Here is a 23,158-nt window from a genome sequence, read left to right as displayed (position 1 = left end):
CCAACCGCGTCAGCGCGGTCTCGTCGCGGGCGACCGCCCCGCCGAGTTCGGATCCTCGCCGGGGACCAGCTCACGGACCAGGACGGCGGTCTTCGGCGCCCGGAGGTCGTCGTCCTCGGGCTCCCCGTCCGCGGTCAGCACGGCCAGCGCCTTGAACCGGCGTCCGGGCGGGAACACCGCCTCGTCCAGCGCGCGACCCATGACCAGCTCGGTCGTGCGACGCGCCGAGAGCGGCCAGATGAGCACGTCGAGCCCGGCGTCGGGGGTGGTGGTGTCGAGCGCGGCGCTCGCGCTGAGGAAGGCCGGCTCGTCGAGCACCGCGCCGGCCGGGTAGGGGCAGTCGGCGCCGTCGTCGAGTTTCTCCTGGCGCAGGACCACGCGCCGGTGCGTCGGCAGCCGACGCAACCCCGACATCAGGCAGGGCAGATACCCGTCGAACGGCGCCGGTCCACCGGTGGTCAGTGTCTCGTTGAGCGAGATCCCACCTCCGTCGCCGTATCCCAGGTACATGCAGACCGCGATGTAGTCGGCCTTGGCCTCGGGACGCAGCATCGGCCACGCCGACAGGGCCACATTCACCTTGGCCAGTGCCTCCGTGTACTCGGTGCCGCCGCTGTCGCTCAGCCGCGACTGCTCGGCCGGCGTGCTCGGGCGGTCCTCCAGCGCCATCGGCGCGCCGAGCCGGCGGGGACGGGCGGGCGCCGGCACCGGTTCGGGCTCCGCAACCGGCTCCGGTTCCGCTTTCCCTTGTGCCCCAACCGGTTCAACGGAGGAGCGAGCGCGGGCCTCGGCTGCGGCCGGTCCGGGCTCGACACGGTGATGACGGGCAAATGGCGGGCGCCGGCACAGGCGGCGGAGTCGCGGCGGCGGCCATCGGCGCGGAAGCCAACGGGGCGGCGGCCAACGGGGCGGCGGCCAAAAGAAAGCGGGCGGCGGAACGGGCGCCGGTGGTAGGCCGGCAACAGCACAGGGGCAGGCGGAACGGGAGCCGGCGCGGGCAAGGGGACTGCCGGTCGCACGGGCAAAGCGGCGCCGATCCCTCCATCCGCACGCCGGCGACTCGAACGATCCGCTCCAGGCCCTCCAGCACGGCCGGTCCGGCCAGGCCGAGCAGCCGAACCCGCACCGTCCGCCGTCGCAGGTCGGTGAGCCCGTCCAGCAGGCTCTGCAACGCCGGCAGCAGCGACACGGCGATCGCCTCACCCGGCGTGCCGACGGCGAGGACCCATCCGCTGGGGTCGAACGGGACCGCCGCCCCGCTGCCCTCGTCGTGGCGCACGACGACGCCGCCGGGCAGGACCTCGGCGAACACGTCCGGCATGCCCGGCCGGTTGCCGGCCGGAAGGCGCCGGTAGTGCCGCGCCCCGCACTGGGTCCACCCGGGCAGCGGCGGCACGACGTCGATCACCTCCGGCTGTTCCACCTCAGCCTGGTAGCGCAGCATCGTGGCGAACGGCGCGAGCAGCTCGTCGCCCTGATCGCCGAGCACGACCGTCCGCAGCCGGCCCGCCTGGGTCACGACCTGGGTGCCGGCCGACACCACCACGTCGTCCCCGACGCCCCGGGCCAGTTCCCGGCTCCATTCGAGTCGGGTCGTCGCCGGCGTGGTCGGCACGACAAGCACGTCGGAGCGCACGCCCATCGGCAGCCGCATCATGACCTCGGCCACCGCCGCCGGGTCCGGCGCCGTGCCCGCGCCGCCCACGACGAGCTTCGGGATCGCCATGCTCATCGGCACCCGGAACTCCGGGTCGACGTGCGTCGGTGGAGCCGTGCCGGCCGGGCGCACCATCAGCCCGGCCGGCACGGGGCCGGCGATCAGCCCCGCCACCTGGAACCCGGCGTAGGGCAGGAGATACTCCCAGTGCGGCACGGGGAAACGCGTGGTGACCAGGTCGCCCGCGCCGCGAGGACCGAACCGCCGCCAGCCCTGCCCGCCGTAGGCGGGGCCGACGTACAGTCCTGACCCGAACACCGGGACACACGCCCCGTGCGGCGCCAGGACCTCCATCCGGAACTCCGTGGACAGGCGGCGCAGCCAGCTGACCGTGCGGGCCGCGGGATCGCCCAGGTCGGACACGGCCAGCCAGGCGGTGTGCGCATCGGCCTCACGCGGCCTCGACCGCACGGCGGTCAGGCACGAGCGGACGGCGCCGAGCAGGTCGGGGTGCTTGTGCGCCGCCGGCGAGGCCATGACCACGACCGTTCCGGACAGGTGCGGCAGGCAGCTGAGGACACGCGCCTGCGCCGCGCTCTCGTCCTGACGCCGGATCAGCGCGTGCGGTCCGCACCACTCGACGGAGAGGCCGTCGCCGCCCGCGTTGGGCGGTGACGACGTGCTCGGGGCGCCGACCATCGGTCCTACCACTACGCATCCTCCCGTTCACCAGCCATGGAGGAAATCTCCGGCACCGCATCGATATCACCTGATCGGGCGCGACCAGGCGGCTCCGGCGCCGGAGGCCGCCCATCCCAGGGATGTCCCTCACCGAGCGCCGCGCCGCGCGCCGCCCGTCATTGTGAGGAACCCTTTCGTCCTTGTTCGGGTTTCCGTCGCCGGTTCCCGGCGATAGCGTCATGCCACGCGACGGCGACGTGCCCGAACAAAAGCGGTGGCCGAGGAACCGATCCCCCGACGGATCCCCGAACCGGTGTCGTTCGTCGCTCATCACGGTGCTGGAGCCGGTCCCGCCCGAGGCTTCCGGCTCCAGCACCGTTCCCGGCTCGTCCGCAGACGCCGCTCGGTCGCGTTCATGAAGGACATTCACCAATGCCCGCCACCGGTGGGACCCATGGCGCATACCCGTTCGTGGGGTATTGGTTTCCAGGGACATCCCTCACGAGTCCATAATGGTCGAACTGTCGTCGGGGGGAGGTGACGCCGGTGGCCGACCGCCCCCCGGTGCACGGCCAGGTACAGATCCGTCTCACGCCCTGACGCCACCGGAGCGCGCCCGTGCACAGCCAGGCCTCACTCGACCGGAACCACACGATCGACCGGGTCGTCGACGCCGTCGCCCGGCCGCTGGGGCCGCCGCTGATCGCGATCGTCGGACCGGGCGGAATCGGGCTGAGCACCGCGCTCGAACGGATCTGCGCCGCACTGCGCTCGCGCGGCGCTCCCGTCGTCACGGTCCAGTTCACCCCCGGCTCGGCCGATCTTCCCGGCCCGTTCGGCGTGCCCCGGATTCCCACCGCGAGCGAACTGCTGTCCAAGCCGCGCGCCGTCCTCGCCGTCGACGACGCGCAGTGGATGGACGTCGACACGCTCGGCCGGCTCGAGTCGCTGATCCGCAAGCTGGTGGGCACCGAGGCGCGATGCGTGTGCGCGATCCGGCTGGCCGTGCCGCCGTCGGCCGGTCCGACCGGCCGTGCCGTCCTGTCGCACCTGGTCCACGAGGGGCTGGCCGAACTGGTCAACCTCCGCCCGCTGTGCGACGCCGAGCTCAGGGCACTGATCGCCGACCGGTTCGGCGCCAGGCCCGCGCCGCAGCTCGTGCGGCACCTGCGCCGGCTCACCAGGAACCGGCCGGAGGCCCTCAACGCCGCGTTGGAGGCGTACCGGCGCAGCGACGCCATCCGCCTGGTGGACCGGCACGTGTACCTGGCCCGGAAGGACGTCGCCCCCGCCCTGCCGGACAACCACGGCCTCCCGCTGCAAGTGCGCCGGCTGGGCAACCGCACCTGGTCGGTGGCCAAGGCGATGGCGGTGCTGAACCCGCTGGGCGGCGCGGCCGTGCGACTCGTCGCGGAGACCACCGGTATCCTCGAGAGCGAGGTCGACGACGCGCTCCGGCGGTTGTGTTCCCACGGCATCCTGCGACACCTGCTTTTGATTTGATACGCTGGGCCTTCCGCCTGCCCCTGGTCGAAGCCGTGCTCACTTACCAGCTCGGTCCGTACGAACGCCGGCGGAGGCCCAGGCGGCGGTGATCTGTTCTTTCTGGAGCGGCCAGGCCCGCTGCGACGATCCGGACTACCTGGCCGACCGGCAGGCCGACGCCGGTCGCATGGTCGGCGAACGGGCCAGGACCGAGCTGCTGGCCCGCGCGCACGCGGCGAACGGCGACCGCGTGCACCGGTGGCTGCGCGCGGCCGCCGACCTGGCTCCGGATCGCGCGCGGCGCGCGGACACGCTGATGGAGCACGCGATCGCGTGCCTGGTCAGCGGGAAGTCCGCCGAGTGCCTGGCCAGCACCGACACGCTGCTGCACGAGCTGTCCGACCAGCTGTCCCCGGAACGGCTCCAGGAGGCCCACCTGACCCACGTGGCGGCCCTGCACGCCACCGGCGATCTCGTCACCACCGAGCAGATCGCGCGGGGCGAGTGGTGGCCCTGGCCCGGCCGTCCCGTGGAGCAGGCGATCAGCAGGGCCGGAGCGCTCTACGCGCTGGGCCGCTGGCAACAGGTGCGCGACCTGCTCGCGGACACCGACCGGCTCTGGCGCGGTTTTCCGGACGCGAGGCGCCAGGCGGAGTTGCTCGAGTCGCTGGCGGGACTGTGGCTCGGCGAACGCGAGCAGTTCGACCGCGGGCTGGCCGCCCTGTTCGACCGAGGGGGCGATCCGGGCGACCACCGGCGGCAGATGATCCACTATGTCGGCGCGCTGCTGACCGTCGGCGAGATCGAGCCGACACTGCGGTTGCTCGCCGGGAACGGCCGGGAAAGCCTACTCGGGCTGGCCGAGCAGGCCGGGTTCGCGGCACGGCGCGGCCGGTTCGACGAGGCGCTCGAACTGACCCGCCAGCGCATCCTGCGTGGCCCCTCCTTCGGCTACGGCCCGAGCGAGGTCGCCATGTTCCAGAGCGCGTCGGTGATTCTCCTGGCCCGTGGCCGCGTCTCACGGGCACGCGACCTGCTCACCGGCGTCCAGGCCGCGCAGCCCGTGCTGCCCCACCTGCTCGCGGGCGTCGAGGCGTGGATCTGCACCGCCCTCGGCGAGTACGAGCGGGCCCGGGCCATGGTGGACGCGTCGCTCGTGAAGGCGACGGAGGCCGGCGAGGTGGTGGGGATCGACGAGCTGTGCTTCGTCGCGTTCCACCATGCGTTCGTCGCGGGAGATCTGGCCAGCGCCGCATCGTGCGTTCGGCGGGCCGAACTCGTGGCGCGCAGACTGGGCACGCCCAGAGCGCGAATGAACAGCCTGCTCGTCGAGGCGGCCCTGAATTCGGACCGCGATGCCGGTGCGGCCGCGCTGCGGCTGGCCCGGGAGCTGGGCGAGCCGCTGCGGCTGGCCTCGGTGATCGAGCAACTGGTCCGCTACGGCGCCGCCGAGCCCCGGCTGCTGCCCGAAGCCTACGAGATCCTGGGCGAGCTGGACGCGTTGCTGCTGCGGTCGTGGACGCGAACCCTGATGCGGGAGCACAACATCCCGATACCCGGCCGCCAGTCCACCGTGGCGGAGACCCAGCGGCTGCTCGCCGTGCTCGTGGCCGACGGCCTGGGCAATCGGCAGCTCGCCACGGTACTTCAGACCAGCGAGAAGAGTGTGGAGGGCAAGCTGTCCAGGCTGTTCCAGCAGACCGGGTACCGGTCCCGGGTCGAGCTGGCGATGGCCATCTTCAACGGCCAGCTCGAGGTGTGAGCCCGTACCGGCGAGCCGCGGGCAACGTCGCGTCCTCGGACCGCAGTAGCGGGACCTTCATGAACTACAGCAACAGGTTCGTCGCGGGGTCGGACCTGTCGCGTTGTTCGTGGTGTAGCGGTGCTGGTGCCCGCGCTGTTCTCCGGCCACGACCCGGGCACCAGCGGACAAGTCAGCGCAGGCAGTCGGACTGGCTGGACAAGGCGATCGCCGGCAGCTGAGCGGACACCAGGCCGGCGAGGAGGGCTGAACGGCCGCGGTCCGAGTGGCCGTTCAGCCGAAGCAATCCGATCACGACTCGGATTGCCCGACCGGGTGACGAAAGTGTCCGGCCGTCAACACCTACGCTTCGACCGTGACGCAGGTCTCAATCCATCGTGTCATTGACATGGCCGGGAACCGGTGGGCTCATCGGACCGACCACTAGGACATGCGCGAGCTGGTTTCGGTCGATCACGCGGGCGTCGGTCTCATCACGAGTCCGCCGCCCGGGCGTCGGGCCGCCGTCGTCGCCGGGGTGGCCGGGCATGTGCCGGAGCAAGCTCTTGCCAACAGCGACCTGGAGAGTCGCTTCGACACCTCCGACGAGTGGATACGCAGCCGCACGGGCATTCGCCGGCGACATCTCGCCGGCCCCGATGAGGCGACGTCGGATCTGGCCGTCGCGGCCGGCGTCAAAGCCCTGAAAGCCGCTGGCTCGAAGGATTCACCGGACCTGGTCATCCTCGCCACCAGCACTCCCGACCATCCCTGTCCCGCGACCGCGCCGGCGGTGGCCGCGCGGCTAGGACTGGGTGGCGTCGCGGCGTTCGACATCGGCGCGGTGTGTTCGGGCTTCGTGTACGGGCTCGCGGTGGCCAACGGCGTGATCGCCGGCGGTGCGGCGAGCACCGTGCTGCTCATAGGCGCGGACGTGTTCTCCACCATTCTCAATCCGGCCGACCGCAGCACCAACGCGGTGTTCGGTGACGGCGCGGGCGCGATGGTGCTACGGGCTGGGAACTCCGCCGCACCGGGGGCCATCCACGCGATCGACCTCGGCAGCGACGGCAACCTCACCGACCTGATCACTGTGCGCGGCGGCGGTTCCCGTTTCCCGGAAAGGGATGGCGAGGACCGCTGGTTCGCCATGCAGGGCCAGGCCGTCTACCGGCACGCCGTCCGGCGCATGACGGAGTCGTCACGAAAGGCGTTGGCCGCCACCGGATGGGAGCCCGAGCAGGTCGACCGGTTCGTGGCGCACCAGGCCAACGCGCGCATCCTGGCCACCGTCGGCACCGAGCTCGGCATTCCCCCGGACCGCGTCTACAGCAATGTGGAGATGGTGGGGAACACCGTCGCGGCGTCAATTCCGCTGGCGCTGGCCGACGCCCATGCCGACGGAAGTCTCGCGGCCGGGGACCGCGTGCTGCTCACGGCCTTCGGCGGCGGAGCCACCTGGGGCTCCGTCACGCTGAGCTGGCCGCGCCTGGCGTAACCACAACCGTTGACACGAGGGGGAATTCAGGATGAACCATGCCCAGGTGCGGGTCCTGGTCGCCGATTTCGTGCGGGACGTCAACCCGGACGCCGGCGCCGACCTGCCGACCGAGTCGACCTGGAGTGAGTTGGGCGTCGACTCGCTCAGTCTGGTCGACCTGCTGTTCAAGCTGGAGCGTGAACTCGGGGTGTCCATCCCGGACGAAGTGTTGCCCGGCATCACCACCGTTGGCGGACTCATGGCCCACGTGGCCGGCTGAAAGGAGCGAACCCGATGCGGATCACACCACAGGACGGCATCGGCGTCGTGGTGGAGGGCTTCGACTCCGCCTGCGACGACGACGTCCGCGAGCTCAAGCGGGCCGTCTACCGCGACAAGATCGTCGTGCTCAAGGACCAACAGCTGGACCCGCACGCTTTCCTCGCCCTGGGCAGAAGGCTCGGCACGGTGGAGACCTACTACGAGCCGATCTACCAGCACCCCGACGTGCCGGAAGTGTTCGTCTCCTCCAACGTCCCCGAGGACGGCAAGCAGATCGGTGTGCCCAAGACCGGCAAGTTCTGGCACTCCGACTACCAGTTCATGCCGCGTCCGTTCGACATCACGCTGATCTATCCGCAGGTCATACCGACCCGCAACCGGGGCACGCTGTTCATCGACCTGACCAAGGCGTACGAGAACCTCAGCGAGGAACTGAAGCTCGCGGTCAAGGACACCACCGCCACGCACAGCGTGCGTCGCTACTTCAAGATCCGGCCCAGCGACGTGTACCGGCCGATCTCGGAGGTGATCGAGGAGGTCGACGCCAAGACCCCACCGGTGACCTCGCCGACCGCGCAGCCCCACCCGCACACCGACGAGACCATCCTGTACCTCAGCGAAGGCTTCACGCTGTCGATCACCGACGCCGACGGCGAGGACCGCCCGGATCTGCTGCGGGAACTGCTGGTCGCGACCGGCCAGCTGGACAACACCCACCAGCACCCGGCGATCCACCTCCAGGCGTTCGAACAGGGCGACATGCTGGTGTGGGACAACCGAAGCCTGGTGCACCGCGCCGTGCACACGACCACGCCCGAGCCTGCGGTGTCCTACCGCGTCACCGTCTACGACCACGTGGCAGGCTGAGCGTGGACGTCGCCACGTCGCTGCTCGACGACGTTCTCCGGTGCTACAAGCCGCACTGCCGCTATCTGAGATCGATGGATTTCGCCGTGGACGGCGAAGTGCTGCGTGGCGTCGGCGAGTTCGGCATCGCGGAGTCCTGCTACATCGACGACACCGGCCATCTCAACTCGGTCGAGGTCAACATCTGCTACAACCAGATGCTCTACGCGGTGATCGCCACCGCCGTGCACCGCGGTGTCGGCGACGTCTTCGGCGGCTGGACGATGGCGGAGTTCCGGCGCCGGCAGCTGCCGGACATTCTGATCGCTCGGTTCAGCAGCTCCTTCCCCCGTCCGGTGAATCCGCGTTCGTTCCGCGGCGAGCTCACGGTGGACCGGATCGCCCAGCGCCGGCTGCGCCCGGACGCCGGGCCGTTGGTGTCGCTGACCACCTCGTTCCGGTTCTGGGACGACGTCGGCGGCAGCAGCACGGGCACCGCCCACGTCGCCATCGTCGACAGCGAAGGAGGCGAACGTGGCTGAGGGTCGGCTCTACTACGGGGAATTACGCACGGTCGCCGACATTCCCGGCTTCCACGCCCGGCGACAGCCCGAGGTGCCGGCGATCATCTGCGCCGGCCGGCAACTGGACTACGCCGGCCTGCACCGCACCAGCAACCGGATCGGGCACGCCCTGCTGGCCGCCGGCATCCGCGTCGGCGACCGGGTCGCCTACCTGGGCCAGGAATCGGTGTACTACTACGCGACCTACTTCGCCTGCGCGAAGATCGGCGCGGTGCTGGTGCCGATCAACTTCCGGCTGACCGGACCAGAGGTCGAGCACATCGTGCGGGACTCGGGCAGCCGGCTGCTGTTCGTGGACGACGACCTGCGGCCTGCGCTCGGCGAAATCGCGGCGGAGATCCGGAGTACGAGCGGCTTCGATGAATGGACCGCGTACCAGCCCGACACCGATCACTTCGTCCACATCGGACCAGAGGACCCGGTGGTGCAGCTCTACACCAGCGGCACCACCGGCCTGCCCAAGGGTGTCGTGCTGCCGCATCGCAGCCTGTTCGCGATCCGGGACGCGCTGGCCGGGGCCGGCCTGGACTGGATCGACTGGCGGCCAGGCGATCGCAGCCTGATCGGCATCCCCGGTTTCCATGTCGGCGGTGTCTGGTGGTCCACCCAGGGCTTCTCGGCCGGCGTCACCAACGTGGCGATGCCGCGGTTCGAGCCGACCGGGGCGGTCCGGTTGATCACCGAACTCGGCGTCACCACGGCCTGTGTGGTGCCGTCGATGCTGCGGCTGCTGCTGGCCGAGCCGGGCGTGGACAAGACGGCCTTCGCCAGCCTGCGCAAGATCGTCTACGGCGGCTCGCCGATTGTCGAAGCATTGCTGAAGGAGTCCCTGGCGGTCTTCGACTGCGACTTCGCTCAGATCTACGGGCTGACCGAGACCGGCAACACCGCGGTCTGCCTGCCGCCCGAGGCCCACGTGGTCGGCAGTCCCCGGCTGCGGGCGGCCGGACGCCCGTACCCGACCGTGCAGGTCAAGGTGATCGACCAGGCCGGCACGCCGTTGCCGGCCGGGCAGGTCGGCGAGGTTTGCCTGCGCACGCCGGCGCGGATGCTGGAGTACTGGGGCCTGCCCGAGGCGACCGCCGCGACGCTGGTCGACGGCTGGATCCATACCGGCGATGCCGGCCACCTCGACGAGGACGGCTATGTCTTCATCAGCGACCGGCTCAAGGACATGATCATCGTCGGCGGGGAGAACATCTACCCCGCCGAGATCGAGAACGTGCTCGGCAAGCATCCTGCGGTGGCCGATGTCGCGGTGATCGGCATTCCCGACGATCGGTTCGGCGAGGCGGTCATGGCCTTCGTCTCGGCCCGCCCCGACGAGCAGCTGCGGCCCCGGGACCTGCTGGTGTTCGCCCGGGATCGCCTGGCCAGCTTCAAGATCCCGTCCCGCTTCGAGTTCGTGGACGCGGTGCCACGCAATCCCAGCGGCAAGATCCTGCGCCGCGAGCTGCGCGACCGCTACTGGGCCGACCGCGACCGCCAGGTCAACTAGCCGAGGGGGAATTGTGCGACTCACGCGGGACGCTGTCTGCGCGGACATCGCCGAGCAGCTGTACATGGAACCGGAGGAGGTCGCTGCCAGCGAGAGCTTCTTCGACGAGGGCCTGGACTCCGTAGGGTTGCTGACCCTAGTCGAACGCTGGCGCGAACTCGGAGCCGAGGTCGCGTTCGTCGACCTGGCCGAGCGGCCGACGCTGGACGCGTGGTGGCAGGTGCTGGCCCGTGACTGAGCTCGCACTGACCGCCGCGCAACACGGCATCTGGACCGGCCAGCAGCTGGACCCGCGGTCCCCGGCCTACAACACCGCCGAATACATCGAGATCCACGGCCCGGTGGACGTGGACCTGTTGATGGCGGCGATTCAACGGGCCGTCGCCGACGCCGAGGCACTGTCCGCGCGGTTCATCGACACCGACGACGGGCCCCGCCAGATCCTCGAACCGCGCCCGTGGTCGGTGCACGTCGCCGACGTGACCGAACAGGCCGCGCTGGACTGGATGGCCTCGGACGTGGCCAAGCTGGTGGACCTGGCGGACGATCCGCTGTTCGCGCACGCGGTCTTCCGCGTCGCCGAGGACCGTTTCCTGTGGTACCACCGGGTGCACCACATCCTGCTGGACGGCTACGGACTGGCGCTGGTCGCCCGACGCGTGGCCGAGGTCTACACCGCCCTGGCCGAGGGTCGGCAGCCCGCCGAGCACGAGTTCGGAACCTTGGCCTCGGTCGTCGACGAGGACGTAACGTACCGGGAAGGCCCGCTACACCAACGGGATGGCGACTTCTGGGTGGACTACCAGCAGACCCGGCCGGCGCCGGCCACGTTGGCCGGTCGGACCGCCCCGCTGGCCCGGAACGTCGTGCGGGCGGTCGCCGACATCGACCGGCCGACCTCCGATCTGCTGCGTGACGTCGCCAAGAGCGCACGGGCCAACTGGACCGAAGTGCTCTGCGCCGCCATCGCGACCTACCTGCGCCGGATGACCGGCGCGGCGGAGATCTCCCTCGCGTTGCCGGTGATGCTGCGCACAGGCTCGGTGGCGCTGCGCGTGCCGTGCATGGTGCTCAACGTCGTACAGGTATGGACCGACTTCACCGAGAACCCCAGCCTGGTCGCCGTGACCACCCAGGTGGCCACCCATCTGCGGCGCAGCCGCCGGCATCACCGCTACCGCTACGAACAGCTGCGCCGGGACCTACGGCTGGTCGGCAGCCAGCGCAAACTGTTCGGACCGTCGGCCAACATCATGCCGTTCGACTACGGCCTGCGCTTCGCCAGCAATCCCAGCGTGGTCCGCAACGTCTCCGCCGGCCTGGTCGAGGACCTGGCGTTCAACGTCTACGACCGCGCCGACGGCCAGGGGCTGCGCATAGCCCTGGACGGCAACCCCAACCTGTACTCCCCCGCGAATCTCGCCGCCCACGTGCGGCGGTTCGGTGTCGTGCTGCGGCGGCTGTTGGAGCTGCCGGAGAAGCCGGTCGGCGAGGTCGATCTCCTGCTCGACGACGAGCGGGACCTGCTGCTGCACAAGTGGAACGACACCGAGCGGGCGTGGCCGGCCGGCACCGTGGTCGACCTGCTCGACGCTCGCGTGGCCACCACACCCGATGCGACCGCGCTCGTCGCGTGCGACGGAACATTCAGCTATCGGGAGCTCGACGACCGGGTCAGGCGGCTGGCCGGGGTGCTGGCCGCGCGAGGTGCCGGTCCCGGCGACGTGGTCATGCTGCTGTTGCCGCGCACGGCCGACGCGATCATCGCGCTGTTCGCCGTATTGCGCACCGGGGCCGCGTATCTGCCGGCCGACCCGGACTATCCGGCCCGCCGCATCGAGTACCTGATCTCCGACGCGCACCCCCGCCTGGTGGTCACCACCACCGCGCTCGGGGGCGACCTCACCGCGCCGACGGTGCTGCTCGACGATCTCGACGAGAAGGCCACCGTGGCCGAGCTGCCGGTGATCGACCCGGACCAGCCGCTGTGCCTGATCTACACGTCCGGCTCGACCGGGCAGCCCAAGGGCGCAGTGATCACCCATCGGGCCATGGTGAACCTGTTCCACCACCACCGAACCGAGATGATCGCATCGGAGCGGACCAAGGCCGCGCTGACCGCCTCGCTGTCCTTCGACACGTCGTGGGAGGGCCTGTTGTGGCTGCTGGCCGGCCACGAGCTGCACTTCGTCGACGACGACGTCCGCCGTGACCCGGCCGACCTGCTCGACTACGTGCACGAGCACCGGATCGACTTCCTGGACGTCACCCCCACCTACGCCACCGAACTGCTGGCCGCCGGACTGCTCGAACCCGGCCGGCACCGGCCGGCGGTGCTCGCGCTCGGCGGCGAGGCGGCCGGTCCGGGGCTGTGGACGGCGCTGCGGACGGCACCGGACATCGACAGCTTCAACCTCTACGGGCCCACCGAATGCACCGTGGACACCACGTGGGCGCGGCTGGCCGACAGTCCGACGCCGGTCATCGGCCGGCCCATCGGCAACGCACGCTGCTATGTGCTCGACGAAGGGCAGCGGCTGCTGCCGCCGGGCGCGGCCGGCGAGCTGTGCCTGGCCGGCGTGCCCGTCTCGGCCGGCTACCACAACCGGCCCGAGCTGACCGCCGAACGGTTCGCGCACACGGAGTTCGGCCGCCTTTACCGCACCGGCGACCTGGCCCGGTGGCGGGCCGACGGGCAGCTGGAGTACCTGGGTCGGGTCGACGAGCAGCTCAAGGTGCGGGGTTTCCGCATCGAACCGGGCGAGATCGAGGCGGCGCTGCTCACGCATCCGGCCGTCGGGCAAGCCGCGGTGCTCGCTCAGGCCGATCGCCTGGTCGCCTACGTGGTGCCCGGCAAGGACGAGCCCGACCCCGCCGCGCTGCGACGGCACCTCGCCGAGCGGCTGCCGGACTACATGGTGCCGCCGGTGTACGTGACGCTCGACCGGCTGCCGACCACCACCAGCGGCAAGCTGGACCGGGCCGCGTTACCGGCGCCGACGATCGCGGCCACCGCCGGCCGCACGCCGAGCACCGAGCGGGAAAGGTCCCTGTGTGCGCTGTTCGCCGACACGCTGGGCCTGCCGGAGGTCGGCGTGGACGACGATTTCTTCGCGCTCGGCGGCCATTCCCTCCTGGTGGCACGGCTACTTCGCGGCATCCGGGACCAGTTCGGCACGCGATTGGGCATCCGAGATGTCTTCGATGCGCCCACGGTCGCGCACCTGGTCCAGCGCATGGACACCGACACCCCGGTCCGGCATCCATGGGAAGGCATCGACCTGGCCGCTGAAGTACGGCTCGATCCCGAGATCGTCCCGACCGGCGCACCTCGCACCGGGCCGCCGCGCTCAGTGTTGCTGACCGGGGCCACCGGCTTCCTCGGCGCATTCCTGTTACGGGAGCTGCTGGACCGAACCGACGCCCGCGTGCACTGCCTGGTCCGGGCGGACGACACCGCGGCGGCCGAGGAACGGCTACGCGCCTCGCTGCGCCGCTATGGACTGTCCGAAAAGGACTTGGACCGAGTGGTTCCAGTGCCCGGCGACCTCGCCGAACCGGGGCTGGGGCTGTCGGCCGAGGACTTCCGCCGCCTGACGGAGGTCGATGTCGTGCTGCACAACGGCGCATGGGTGAACCACCTTGAGCCCTACGCCCGCCTACGTGCCGCGAACGTGACCGGCACCGAAGAGGTCCTCCGCTTGGCGGCCATCGGCGGCGCCGTGGTGCACTTCGTGTCCACCTGCGACACAGTCGTGGCGGTGGACGGCAATCCACCCGTGCTGGACGAGAGCCGCCGGGTAGCGCCGGAGTCGTTGCTGGCCAACGGTTACATCGCGAGCAAGTGGGTGTCGGAAGGACTGGTTCTCGCGGCGGCCGAACGCGGCCTGCCGGTGGCCGTGCACCGCCCGAGCCGCGTCGGCGGCCATTCCGTCACCGGCGTCGGCAACCCGGACGATGCGTTCTGGAGCCTGGTCCGAGCCATGCTGGTGCTCGGCGCGGCCCCGGACACGGGTGGCCACGTCGACCTCGTGCCGGCCGACCGCGTGGCCGCCGCCATCGTGCACTTGTTACCGGGTCACGGCCTGACCTACCACCTGACCACTCCGAAACCCCTTGCCGTGTCAACGGTGCTGAATCGACTCCGGGACCGTGGTCACACCATCGCCGAGGTGTCGGCCACCGAGTGGGCACGACGACTGGACGCGGCCGCCGAGCACGACGACAGTCTCGCGCTGGCCGCCACGCACGTGCACACTCGCCCCGCCGACGCCGCCGTCGCGTTCGGGCGGCACAACGTCGAGGCGGCCGGCATCGAGTTCCCGCCGATCGAGGGCGCGGTGCTCGACGCCTACCTGGACCACTTCGGTCACACCGGATTCTTCCCACCGCCGGGAGGTCGGCCATGACCGCCACCGCCACTCCTCTCGCGACCGTGCGGAACTGGATCGGGCTCGCTGTCATCCTGGCCGCGACGTTCATGGGCCAGGTCGACGGCTTCATCGTGGTCATCGCGGCCCCCTCGATCCAGCGCGACCTGCCGGCGAGCTTCTGGCAGATCCAACTCGTCGGCGCGGCCTACGTGCTGGCCTGCGCCGCCGGCCTGATCACCGGCGGCCGACTGGGCGACCGCCACGGCCGCCGCCGGGTGTTCCTGCTCGGCGTGGCCGTGTTCACGCTCGCGTCACTGGTCTGTGGGCTGGCCCCGACCGCGCCGACGCTCATCGCGGCGCGGTTCGCCCAGGGCATCGGGGCCGCCGCGCTGATCCCACAGGAACTCGCTCTGATCCGCGGCATCTTCCTCGACGACGCCCAGCGCGCGAAGGCCATCCGGTGGTACGGCGTGGTGTTGGGCTTCGGCGTCATCTTCGGCCTGGCCGGCGGCGGCCTGTTGGTGCACTGGGACCTCGCCGGTCTGGGCTGGCGCACGGCGTTCCTGATCAACGTGCCCATCGGCGCGCTGATCCTCGCGTTCGGCTCCCGCACCGTCGCGGAGACCCGGGTCGACGGCTCCCCCGCCCTCGATCTCGTCGGTGCCGGCCTGACCGCGCTCGCGCTGCCGGCCCTGCTGCTGCCGCTGATCCTCGGCCAGCAGACCGGGTGGATCTGGCTCAGCCTGCCCATCGGCGTCGTGCTGGCCGCGATCCTGTTCCGTCAGCAGCGGTCCCGCCGGGAGCCGCTGTTCCCGATCCCCGTGCTCACCGCGCCGGGCCTGCCGGCCGGGCTGGCCGCCATCGGCACGTTCTTCGCCGGCAACGCCGGACTGTTCCTCATCTTCACCTACTACCTGCAGACCGGTCTCGACCGGGACGCGCTCACCGCCGGCCTGATGTTCGTGCCGCTGGGCATCGGCTTCGTCGCCGGCTCGGCGGCCAGCGGCCGAGTCGCGGCCCGGTTCGGCAAGAGCCTCCCGACCGCGGGCTGTCTGTTCCTCGCCGCCGTGCTTACCGTGCAACTCGCGGTCGTGCACGCCCAGCCGGATGCTCAGACGGCGCTGCTGGGGATCGCGATCGGCGTCGTCGGGCTGGCGCAGGGGCTGGTGGTGTCGCCGCTGATCGCCGGGATCTTCGACCGGATCTCCCCTGCCGACGCGGGTGCTGTCTCCGGCGCGGCGTCGACCGTGACGCAGATCGGCCTGGCCAGCGGCTTTGCCGCCGTCGGCAGCTGGTACCAGCTATTCCTCGACGGTGACGACACGCTCGGCGGGCAGGTGTTCGCTTACTCCGCCTCGATCCTGGTGCTGGTCGTGCTCGCGGTCGTCACGAGTCTGCTGTGCGCGCGCCGGGAACCGAACACCACTCCCGAACGACCTGTGTGACAACAGCGAAAATCGTGGAAGGACAGGACATGCAGCGCAAACCCGCCGCCGTGCTGGTGATCGCCGCCCTCGCGCTGACGGTGACCGCGTGCGGCGGGGCCTCGACCCCGGCGACCGACGCCGCCACCACCCTGGCCGCGGGCGAGGGCAAGACGCACTACCCGCTGACCATCACCAACTGCGGCAAGCAGTACACGTTCAGCAAGGCCCCGAGTCGAGTCGTGGTGATGAACGGCGGCTCCGTGGCCGAGGTATCCTCGCTTCTCGCGTTGGGACTGGGCAACCGGGTCGTGGCCAACGCGCAGAACTACGGCGCCTCGGACGTGCCCGGCCGGGCGGACGCGATCAAGGCACTGCCCACCGGCGGCATCAAGCTCAACGACCAGCAGGACATTCCCCGCGAGGCGATGCTCAGCCTGCGCCCGGACTTCGTGATCTCCACCTACGAAGGCGGTTTCTCGTCCGACAACGGCTTCGCCACCCGCGACGACCTGGCCAAGGTCGGCGCGAACACCTACGTCCCGGAGCACGCCTGCGGCGCGACCGGCATGGTCGCCGGCAACCCCACCATCCAGAACAGCTACGACCTGCTCGGGGACCTGGGCAAGATCTTCGACGTGCCGGGCAAGGCCGACCAGGTGATCGCCGCATCGCGGCAGAAGGCCACCGCCGCCGCCGACAAGGTGCGGGGCAAGCCGGCCCGCAACGTCATGCTGGTGTTCCCCGGCATGGGCGCGGACGACTTCAGCTCCATCGCCGCCGCCGGCATGTGGAACGACATCCTGGCCAAGGCCGGCGCCACCAACCCGTTCAACGACCCGGCCGGCGCCGAGTTCGCCACCGTCAGCAAGGAGAAGCTGGCCACCGCCCCGATCGACGCGCTCATCGTGGTCAACTACATGAACCCCGACCCGGACGGCTCGGCCAAGAAGATCCTTGCCCAGTTCCCACAGTGGGACGCCACCAAGAACAACCGCTTCCTCGTGCTGTCCGACTCCATCTACCTGGGACCGAGCAACGACGTCGCGGTGGACAAGATCGCGCGCCTCGTCCATCCGGACGCGTTCTGAGATGACGTCGACCCGCGCCCGCGCCATCGGGCACGCCCCGCTGCACCGAATCGCCCTCGGCCCCGCCCTGGTGATCGCCGCCGCCGGGTTGGTCCTGGTGATGCTGGTCTCGGCCTGCGTCGGCGCGGTGACCGTGCCGCTGGCCGACACCTGGCACGTGGTGCTCGCCCACGTCACCGGCAACACCGCCGGTCTCGACCCGGCGACCGACCAGATCGTGTGGCAGTACCGGATGCCGCGCGTGCTGCTGGCCGCCTGCTGCGGCATCGGGCTGTCGGTCGCCGGCGTCGTGCTGCAGGCTGTGGTGAACAACCCGCTGGCCGACCCGTACGTGCTCGGACTGTCTTCCGGCGCGTCGCTGGGCGCGGTCGCGGTGATCGTGGGCCTCGGCGGCGTCGTTGGCGGCGTCGGCACCTCGACCGCCGCGTTCCTCGGCGCGATGCTGGCCATCGGCGCGGTGCTGCTGCTGGGCCAGCAGCGGGGACGGCTCGTGCCGACCCGGGTGGTGCTGGCCGGCGTCGCGGTCGGCTACCTACTGCTCGCCGCCACGAACTACCTCCAGCTTCGGGCGAATCCCAACCAGCTCCGGGAAGTCATGTTCTGGACGCTGGGCAGCGTCGCCGGGGCCACGTGGGACCAACTCGGTCTCGTGATGGCCGTGGTGCTCGGCTCGACCGCCGGCCTGCTGATGTTCGGGCGGCGGCTCAACGTGCTGGGCGCAGGCGACGAGCAGGCCACCGCGCTCGGCGTGGACGTGCGCGCGCTGCGACTGGGTCTGCTCGCGGTGGCCTCGCTGCTGACCGGCGTGCTGATCGCCAACGCCGGCGGGATCGGCTTCGTGGGCTTGATGATCCCGCACCTCATGCGGCTGACCTTCGGCGTCGACCACCGTCGGGTGCTGCCGATGGCGGCCCTGATCGGTGGCGCGTACCTGGTCGCGGTGGATCTGCTGTCGCGCACGGCGGACGCGCCGAACGAGTTGCCGCTGGGGATCTTCACCGCCGCCTTCGGCGCCCCGTTCTTCCTGTGGCTGCTACGCCGAAACCAGAGCATCGGAGGGGGCACGTGACCCGGCTGGACATCGCCGGGCTCGCCGTGGACCTGGCCGGCGTCCCCGTGCTGCGGGACGTCGATCTGACCGTGGAACCGGGATGCCTGCTCGGGTTGGTGGGCCCCAACGGCAGCGGCAAGTCCACGCTGCTGCGCACCATCTACAAATCCGTGCGGCCGCTCGCGGGCACGGTCCTGATCGACGGCGACGACGTGCGCGGGCTGTCCACCCGCGCCGCTGCGCAGCGCACCGGCGCAGTGCTCCAGGACGCCGCCGGCCCGGGAGGGTTGACCGTGGCGGAAACCGTGGCGCTCGGCCGGAACCCGCACCACGGGCTGCTGACCCGGGAGTCCATGTCGGACCGCGACGCGATCGACGACGCGCGTCGCACGCACCGGCATGACACCGTTCGCGGGCCGTCCGGTCACCTTGCGCGTGCCCTGGCTCAGCGGCCCCGGCTGTTGGTGACTGACGAGGTGACCAATCACCTCGACATTCGGGCCCGGTTCGAAATGCTGGAGCTCGTGCGTGGTCTCGGCGTCACCACCGTGGCCGTGCTGCACGAGCTCGACCTGGCCGCGCGGTGCTGCGACCGGATCGTCGTCCTCGACGCGGGCCGGGTCGCCGCAGCCGGCCCGGTGCTCGACGCCCTGACTCCCGAGGTGCTGCATGACGTGTTCGGTGTGCACGCATCAGCGGACCGGCACGACGACGGCGTCATCCGGATCAGGTACGACGCCAAGCCGCTGGCCGCCCGCGGCGATTGACCCTGCTGACGGCCAGGCCTATCGCCGGAAGGCCATCGCAGTCCCCACCACGAAGGGCGGCGCCCCATGGACGGTTGTTCCTGCGGGCACGGAGGTTCGTGCAGTTGCCCGTCGGGTTGCAGCTGCGGCTGCAACGGTTGATCGCGCGACGCTCAGGCAGCGTTGTGCCGGCCGGTCGGCCGCAGCGGACCGCCGCCCCGCCGACCGCGCTCGGCTGGCGCACGCGACGTGGTGACGCCGTCGACGGCTCGGTCGTCGTCAGCCTGCCGGACCCGGCTCGGCTCCCCGAAGCCACTGTCCTGACGGCGTATCACCCACAGCAGCGCCAGCCCAACCACCAGCAGTCCGTGCGAAACGACCCGCGAGAGGCCGACCTGGCCGTCGATGAGGTCGTGCGCGGAGAAAGCGGCCAGCGCGACCAGGAAGCCGGTCAGCACGGGCAGCATGCCCACCACCGCCCGAGGTCGCATCGCCGCCCACAGCAGGCCGACGCCCAGCGCAAGATTCCACGCCGTGCTCTCGTTGAACAGGTGACCGCCCATCACCATGCCCGGCATGACCTGGTCGGCCCCGAACACCTCGGCCACACCGAGCGCGATCTGCACCAGCGCAACCAGGCCCAGCGCGATCCGCGACCAGTGCACGCGCGGGATCGACGCGGGCGCGTCCTCCAGGATCCGCGCGGCGAGGTCGGGCACCGCCCCGACCGGTCGCACCCGCAGGGTGCGGGTCAGCCGGCTCGCCTCGGCCGACCACGCCTGGCACGCGGCGCACTCCTCCAGGTGCAGGTCCGTCGACGCGGCCGGCACCGGCTCCTGCTCGCCGTCCATGCGCGCGGAAAGGGCCTCGCGGCAGGTCATACAGTCCACAGAGAGGTAGTCGGGTGGCGTGGGCATTAAGTTCCCGTTTCCGTTCACATCGCGTTGTCCTGTTCCCGGCCGAACGCGAGCAGGTCCTCCCGGGCCCGGAACACCCGCGACCGGATGGTGCCCACCGGGCAGCCGCACACCTCGGCGGCCTCCGCGTAGGACAGACCCAGCACCTGCGTCAGCAGCAACGCCTCGCGCCGCTCCGGCTCCAGGGCGTCCAGCAGCATGCGCAGCTCGACGACGTCCTCGAAACTCCCGATGGCCCGCTCGGGCGTCTCCGCGGTCTGGTGCCAGTCCGGCACGTCGGCCAGCCTCGGCCGCGCCGACGCGGTGCGGATCTGGTCCACCACGACGCGGCGGGCGATGGACAACAGCCAGGTCCGGGCCGAGGAGCGGCCGGCGAACCGGTGCAGCGAGCCCATGGCCCGCAGGTAGGTCTCCTGGGTCAGGTCGTCCGCGCCCGCGGGGCCGGCCAGGTGCGCCACGAACCGCCACACGTCCCGCTGCGTCGCCCGCACCCACGCCGCCAGCGCCGCCCCATCGCCGCGACCGGCGTCGAACGCGAGCTTGGTGATCAGTTCGTCGCCAGCCGCGTGGTGGTCTCTGGGCACGGCGAACACCGTAATGCATCCCCATACCTCGGCAGACTGATCCGGAGCGCATTTGAGAAATCCGCATCAACCGGGAACCAACCGCGACCGGTACACGACTTGTATGGTGTGCGGCCGCATTCGCGCAGCGCGAGCGCCCGCTCTCGACGACAGCTCACCTTCCTGGGAGAGAACCTACCGATGGCCGAGAACACCTACACCGTGCAGGGCATGACCTGCGGCCACTGCGTCAGCTCGGTGACCGAGGAGGTCAGCGAGGTGAGCGGCGTGCGGCAGGTGGACGTCAACCTGGCCACCGGCCGGCTGACCGTGGTCAGCGACGTCGACGTGCCGGCGGCCGACATCCGCGCCGCCGTCGAGGAGGCCGGCTACCAGCTGGTCGGCTGACACCCGGGCCTGTCGGCGTGGAGGCGGCGGGCCACCCACTCTCCATGGAGGAGCCTCGATGACATCCGCGACCCAGCTCGCCCGGCACGAGGTCGAGCTGTCCATCGGCGGCATGACCTGCGCCTCCTGCGCGAACCGCATCGAACGCAAGCTCAACAAGGTGGACGGCGTCACCGCCACCGTCAACTACGCCACCGAGAAGGCCAAGGTCACCTACCCGGCTACGCTCGCGCCCGAGGATCTGGTCCAGGTCGTCGAGGCCGCCGGTTACACCGCCACGCTGCCGACACCGGTCGAGCAGCTGGCCGAGCCCGAGGATCCGACCCAGCCGCTACGGCAGCGGCTGACCGTCTCAGCGACGCTGGCCGCGCCGGTGATCCTGCTGGCGATGATCCCTGCACTGCAGTTCACGAACTGGCAGTGGCTGTCGCTGGCGCTGGCCAGCCCGGTCGTGGCCTGGGGCGCGCTGCCGTTCCATCGGGCGGCGTGGGCGAACCTGAAGTACGGCGCGTTCACCATGGACACGCTGATCTCGCTGGGCGTCGGCGCGGCCTACCTCTGGTCCCTGTACGCCCTGTTCCTCGGCGACGCCGGCAAGCCCATGGCCACCGGCATGCCGGGCATGCCCGGGCTCATCATCGAGATGGCCGGCACGCCGATCTATCTGGAGGTCGCCGCCGGGGTGACCACGTTCATCCTGGCCGACCGCTACTTCGAGGCTCGCGCCAAGCGTCGGTCCGGCGCCGCCCTGCGGGCGCTGCTGGATCTGGGCGCGAAGGACGTTGCCGTGCTCAGTGACGGCAAGGAACACCGCGTGCCGCTGGGCCAACTGCGGGTCGGCGACCAGTTCGTGGTCCGTCCCGGCGAGAAGATCGCCACCGACGGAGTCGTCACCGAGGGCAGCTCCGCCGGCGACCTGAGCCTGCTCACCGGCGAGTCCGTCCCGGTCGAGGTGCAGCCAGGCGAGGCCGTGGTCGGCGCGACGGTGAACGCCGGCGGCCGGCTGATCGTGCGGGCGACCCGGATCGGCGCGGACACGCAGCTGGCGCAGATGGCCAAGCTGGTCCAGGAGGCGCAGACCGGCAAGGCGGCGGTGCAGCGCCTGGCCGATCGCGTGTCCGGGGTTTTCGTGCCGGCGGTGATCATGCTGTCGCTGTTCGCCCTGGTCTGCCAGCTGGCCACCGACCACACCGCCGACACGGCGTTCACCGCGGCGGTCGCCGTGCTGATCATCGCCTGCCCGTGCGCGCTGGGCCTGGCCACCCCCACCGCCCTGCTGGTCGGCACCGGCCGGGGCGCGCAGCTGGGCATCCTGATCAAGGGCCCGGAGGTGCTGGAGTCCACCCGACGCGTGGACACCATTGTGCTGGACAAGACCGGCACCGTCGCCGAGGGGCGGATGAGCCTGGTCGACGTGCACGTTGTCGACGGAGCATCAGAGGAGGAGGTGCTGCGTCTGGCCGGTGCGCTGGAGGACGCCTCGGAGCATCCGATCGCGCGGGCGATCGCCACCGGCGCGGCGGCACGGGTCGGTGAACTGCCCACGGTTGACGATTTTCGTAACGACGAAGGCCTTGGCGTCCAAGGAATTGTCGCGGACCGCAAGGTGCAGGTCGGCCGGTGGGCGTTGCCACTGAACGAATCCTTGACGATGGCCAAGCAGGCCGCCGAGCGGGCCGGCCGCACTGCCGTCGTGGTGGCGTGGGACGGCTCGGCACGGGCCGTGCTGGTCGTCGCCGACACCGTGAAGCCAACCTCCGCCGAGGCCGTCGCCGGCCTGAAGTCGTTGGGGCTCCATCCGATTCTGCTCACCGGCGACAACACCGAGGTGGCCCGTGCGGTCGCCGCCGAGGTCGGCATCGACGAGGTCATCGCCGAGGTGCTGCCCAAGGACAAGGTCGAGGTGATCGCCCGGTTGCAGCGCGAGGGCCGGGTCGTCGCCATGGTCGGCGACGGCGTGAACGACGCCGCCGCGCTGGCCAAGGCCGATCTGGGCCTCGCCATGGGCACCGGCGCCGACGTGGCCATCGAGGCCAGCGACCTCACGCTGGTGCGCGGCGACCTGCGGGCCGCCGTCGACGCCATCCGGCTGTCGCGACGGACCCTCGGCACCATCAGGGGCAACCTGTTCTGGGCGTTCGCCTACAACGTGGCCGCGCTACCGCTGGCCGCGCTGGGCCTGCTCAACCCGATGCTCGCCGGCGCGGCGATGGCGTTCTCCTCGGTGTTCGTCGTCAGCAACAGCCTACGGCTACGCCACTTCCGCTGACGCCGGGGCGGAACCCGCCCCGGCGTCGGCGACGGCTACTCGCTGGCGCTCTTGGTCGACGG

20 protein-coding genes are annotated in these 23,158 nt (G+C 71.0%); 15 read left to right on the top strand and 5 right to left on the bottom strand.

Annotation, left to right across the window (positions count from 1 at the left end):
• Positions 1-9 precede the first annotated feature (9 nt).
• Both KUTG_RS48460 and KUTG_RS48455 read right to left on the bottom strand, forming a co-directional pair.
• Positions 10-708, bottom strand: coding sequence for a hypothetical protein (locus tag KUTG_RS48460; protein ID WP_157495333.1), 699 nt, complete (start codon positions 706-708; stop codon positions 10-12).
• 55 nt (positions 709-763) lie between these two features.
• Complete coding sequence (locus KUTG_RS48455; RefSeq protein ID WP_157495332.1) at positions 764-2,368, bottom strand: hypothetical protein; 1,605 nt, start codon at positions 2,366-2,368, stop codon at positions 764-766.
• A gap of 588 nt (positions 2,369-2,956) precedes the next feature.
• On the opposite strand from KUTG_RS48455, the gene KUTG_RS48450 reads away from it, so the two are divergent.
• Positions 2,957-3,841: a hypothetical protein gene (locus tag KUTG_RS48450; RefSeq protein ID WP_043726720.1), complete on the top strand. Its 885-nt coding sequence runs from the start codon at positions 2,957-2,959 to the stop codon at positions 3,839-3,841.
• Between the two features lie 88 nt (positions 3,842-3,929).
• Positions 3,930-5,585, top strand: a complete 1,656-nt coding sequence (locus KUTG_RS48445; RefSeq protein ID WP_043726718.1) for a helix-turn-helix domain-containing protein — start codon at positions 3,930-3,932, stop codon at positions 5,583-5,585.
• A gap of 172 nt (positions 5,586-5,757) precedes the next feature.
• On the opposite strand, the gene KUTG_RS65590 is transcribed toward KUTG_RS48445, so the two are convergent.
• On the bottom strand, positions 5,758-5,880 hold the full coding sequence (locus KUTG_RS65590) for a hypothetical protein (RefSeq protein ID WP_255360991.1): 123 nt from the start codon (positions 5,878-5,880) through the stop codon (positions 5,758-5,760).
• 135 nt (positions 5,881-6,015) lie between these two features.
• On the opposite strand from KUTG_RS65590, the gene KUTG_RS48440 reads away from it, so the two are divergent.
• Genes KUTG_RS48440 through KUTG_RS48390 form a run of 11 tightly spaced genes read left to right on the top strand, consistent with a single transcriptional unit; the run spans position 6,016 to position 18,960 of the window.
• The gene (locus KUTG_RS48440; RefSeq protein ID WP_084580730.1) at positions 6,016-7,062 is read left to right on the top strand and encodes a beta-ketoacyl-ACP synthase III; all 1,047 of its coding nucleotides are present in this window, start codon (positions 6,016-6,018) and stop codon (positions 7,060-7,062) included.
• 31 nt (positions 7,063-7,093) lie between these two features.
• Positions 7,094-7,324, top strand: coding sequence for an acyl carrier protein (locus KUTG_RS48435; RefSeq protein ID WP_043726716.1), 231 nt, complete (start codon positions 7,094-7,096; stop codon positions 7,322-7,324).
• A 14-nt stretch (positions 7,325-7,338) separates the two neighbouring features.
• Entirely contained in the window at positions 7,339-8,193 is an 855-nt protein-coding gene (locus KUTG_RS48430) for a (3R)-3-[(carboxymethyl)amino]fatty acid oxygenase/decarboxylase (protein ID WP_198047616.1), read from the top strand.
• Positions 8,194-8,195: 2 nt separating this feature from the next.
• Positions 8,196-8,714 (top strand): FcoT family thioesterase, encoded by a 519-nt coding sequence (locus KUTG_RS48425; RefSeq protein WP_198047615.1) that lies wholly within the window; start codon positions 8,196-8,198, stop codon positions 8,712-8,714.
• On the top strand, positions 8,707-10,254 hold the full coding sequence (locus KUTG_RS48420; protein WP_043726715.1) for a long-chain-fatty-acid--CoA ligase: 1,548 nt from the start codon (positions 8,707-8,709) through the stop codon (positions 10,252-10,254). Before KUTG_RS48425 ends, KUTG_RS48420 begins: the two co-directional genes overlap by 8 nt.
• Positions 10,255-10,267: 13 nt before the next feature.
• Positions 10,268-10,492: a phosphopantetheine-binding protein gene (locus KUTG_RS48415; RefSeq protein ID WP_052396329.1), complete on the top strand. Its 225-nt coding sequence runs from the start codon at positions 10,268-10,270 to the stop codon at positions 10,490-10,492.
• On the top strand, positions 10,485-14,663 hold the full coding sequence (locus KUTG_RS48410; protein ID WP_043726713.1) for a non-ribosomal peptide synthetase: 4,179 nt from the start codon (positions 10,485-10,487) through the stop codon (positions 14,661-14,663). The genes KUTG_RS48415 and KUTG_RS48410 overlap by 8 nt, the downstream gene beginning before the upstream one ends.
• Positions 14,660-16,072: an MFS transporter gene (locus tag KUTG_RS48405; RefSeq protein WP_052396328.1), complete on the top strand. Its 1,413-nt coding sequence runs from the start codon at positions 14,660-14,662 to the stop codon at positions 16,070-16,072. Before KUTG_RS48410 ends, KUTG_RS48405 begins: the two co-directional genes overlap by 4 nt.
• Positions 16,073-16,101: 29 nt before the next feature.
• Positions 16,102-17,142: an ABC transporter substrate-binding protein gene (locus KUTG_RS48400; RefSeq protein WP_043733404.1), complete on the top strand. Its 1,041-nt coding sequence runs from the start codon at positions 16,102-16,104 to the stop codon at positions 17,140-17,142.
• Position 17,143: 1 nt separating this feature from the next.
• The gene (locus KUTG_RS48395; RefSeq protein ID WP_084580728.1) at positions 17,144-18,211 is read left to right on the top strand and encodes a FecCD family ABC transporter permease; all 1,068 of its coding nucleotides are present in this window, start codon (positions 17,144-17,146) and stop codon (positions 18,209-18,211) included.
• Positions 18,208-18,960 carry an ABC transporter ATP-binding protein gene (locus KUTG_RS48390; protein WP_043726711.1) on the top strand — a complete coding sequence of 251 codons (753 nt, stop codon included), beginning with the start codon at positions 18,208-18,210 and terminating at the stop codon, positions 18,958-18,960. The genes KUTG_RS48395 and KUTG_RS48390 overlap by 4 nt, the downstream gene beginning before the upstream one ends.
• 152 nt (positions 18,961-19,112) lie before the next feature.
• Here the strand turns inward: KUTG_RS48390 and KUTG_RS48385 are convergent, their stop codons facing one another.
• The gene (locus KUTG_RS48385) at positions 19,113-19,820 is read right to left on the bottom strand and encodes a zf-HC2 domain-containing protein (protein ID WP_052396327.1); all 708 of its coding nucleotides are present in this window, start codon (positions 19,818-19,820) and stop codon (positions 19,113-19,115) included.
• Between the two features lie 53 nt (positions 19,821-19,873).
• The gene (sigC, locus tag KUTG_RS48380) at positions 19,874-20,440 is read right to left on the bottom strand and encodes an RNA polymerase sigma factor SigC (RefSeq protein ID WP_043733395.1); all 567 of its coding nucleotides are present in this window, start codon (positions 20,438-20,440) and stop codon (positions 19,874-19,876) included.
• Positions 20,441-20,620: 180 nt separating this feature from the next.
• Between sigC and KUTG_RS48375 the strand changes: the two genes are divergently transcribed.
• Both KUTG_RS48375 and KUTG_RS48370 read left to right on the top strand, forming a co-directional pair.
• Entirely contained in the window at positions 20,621-20,827 is a 207-nt protein-coding gene (locus tag KUTG_RS48375) for a heavy-metal-associated domain-containing protein (protein ID WP_043726710.1), read from the top strand.
• A 58-nt stretch (positions 20,828-20,885) separates the two neighbouring features.
• Positions 20,886-23,096: a heavy metal translocating P-type ATPase gene (locus KUTG_RS48370; RefSeq protein WP_043726709.1), complete on the top strand. Its 2,211-nt coding sequence runs from the start codon at positions 20,886-20,888 to the stop codon at positions 23,094-23,096.
• Positions 23,097-23,158: the final 62 nt, after the last annotated feature.

This window comes from Kutzneria sp. 744 (genome assembly GCF_000568255.1).
Taxonomy (GTDB): Bacteria; Actinomycetota; Actinomycetes; order Mycobacteriales; family Pseudonocardiaceae; genus Kutzneria.
Note: the sequence above shows the minus strand (reverse complement) of the source record. Positions and strands in the feature narration are given on the sequence as shown.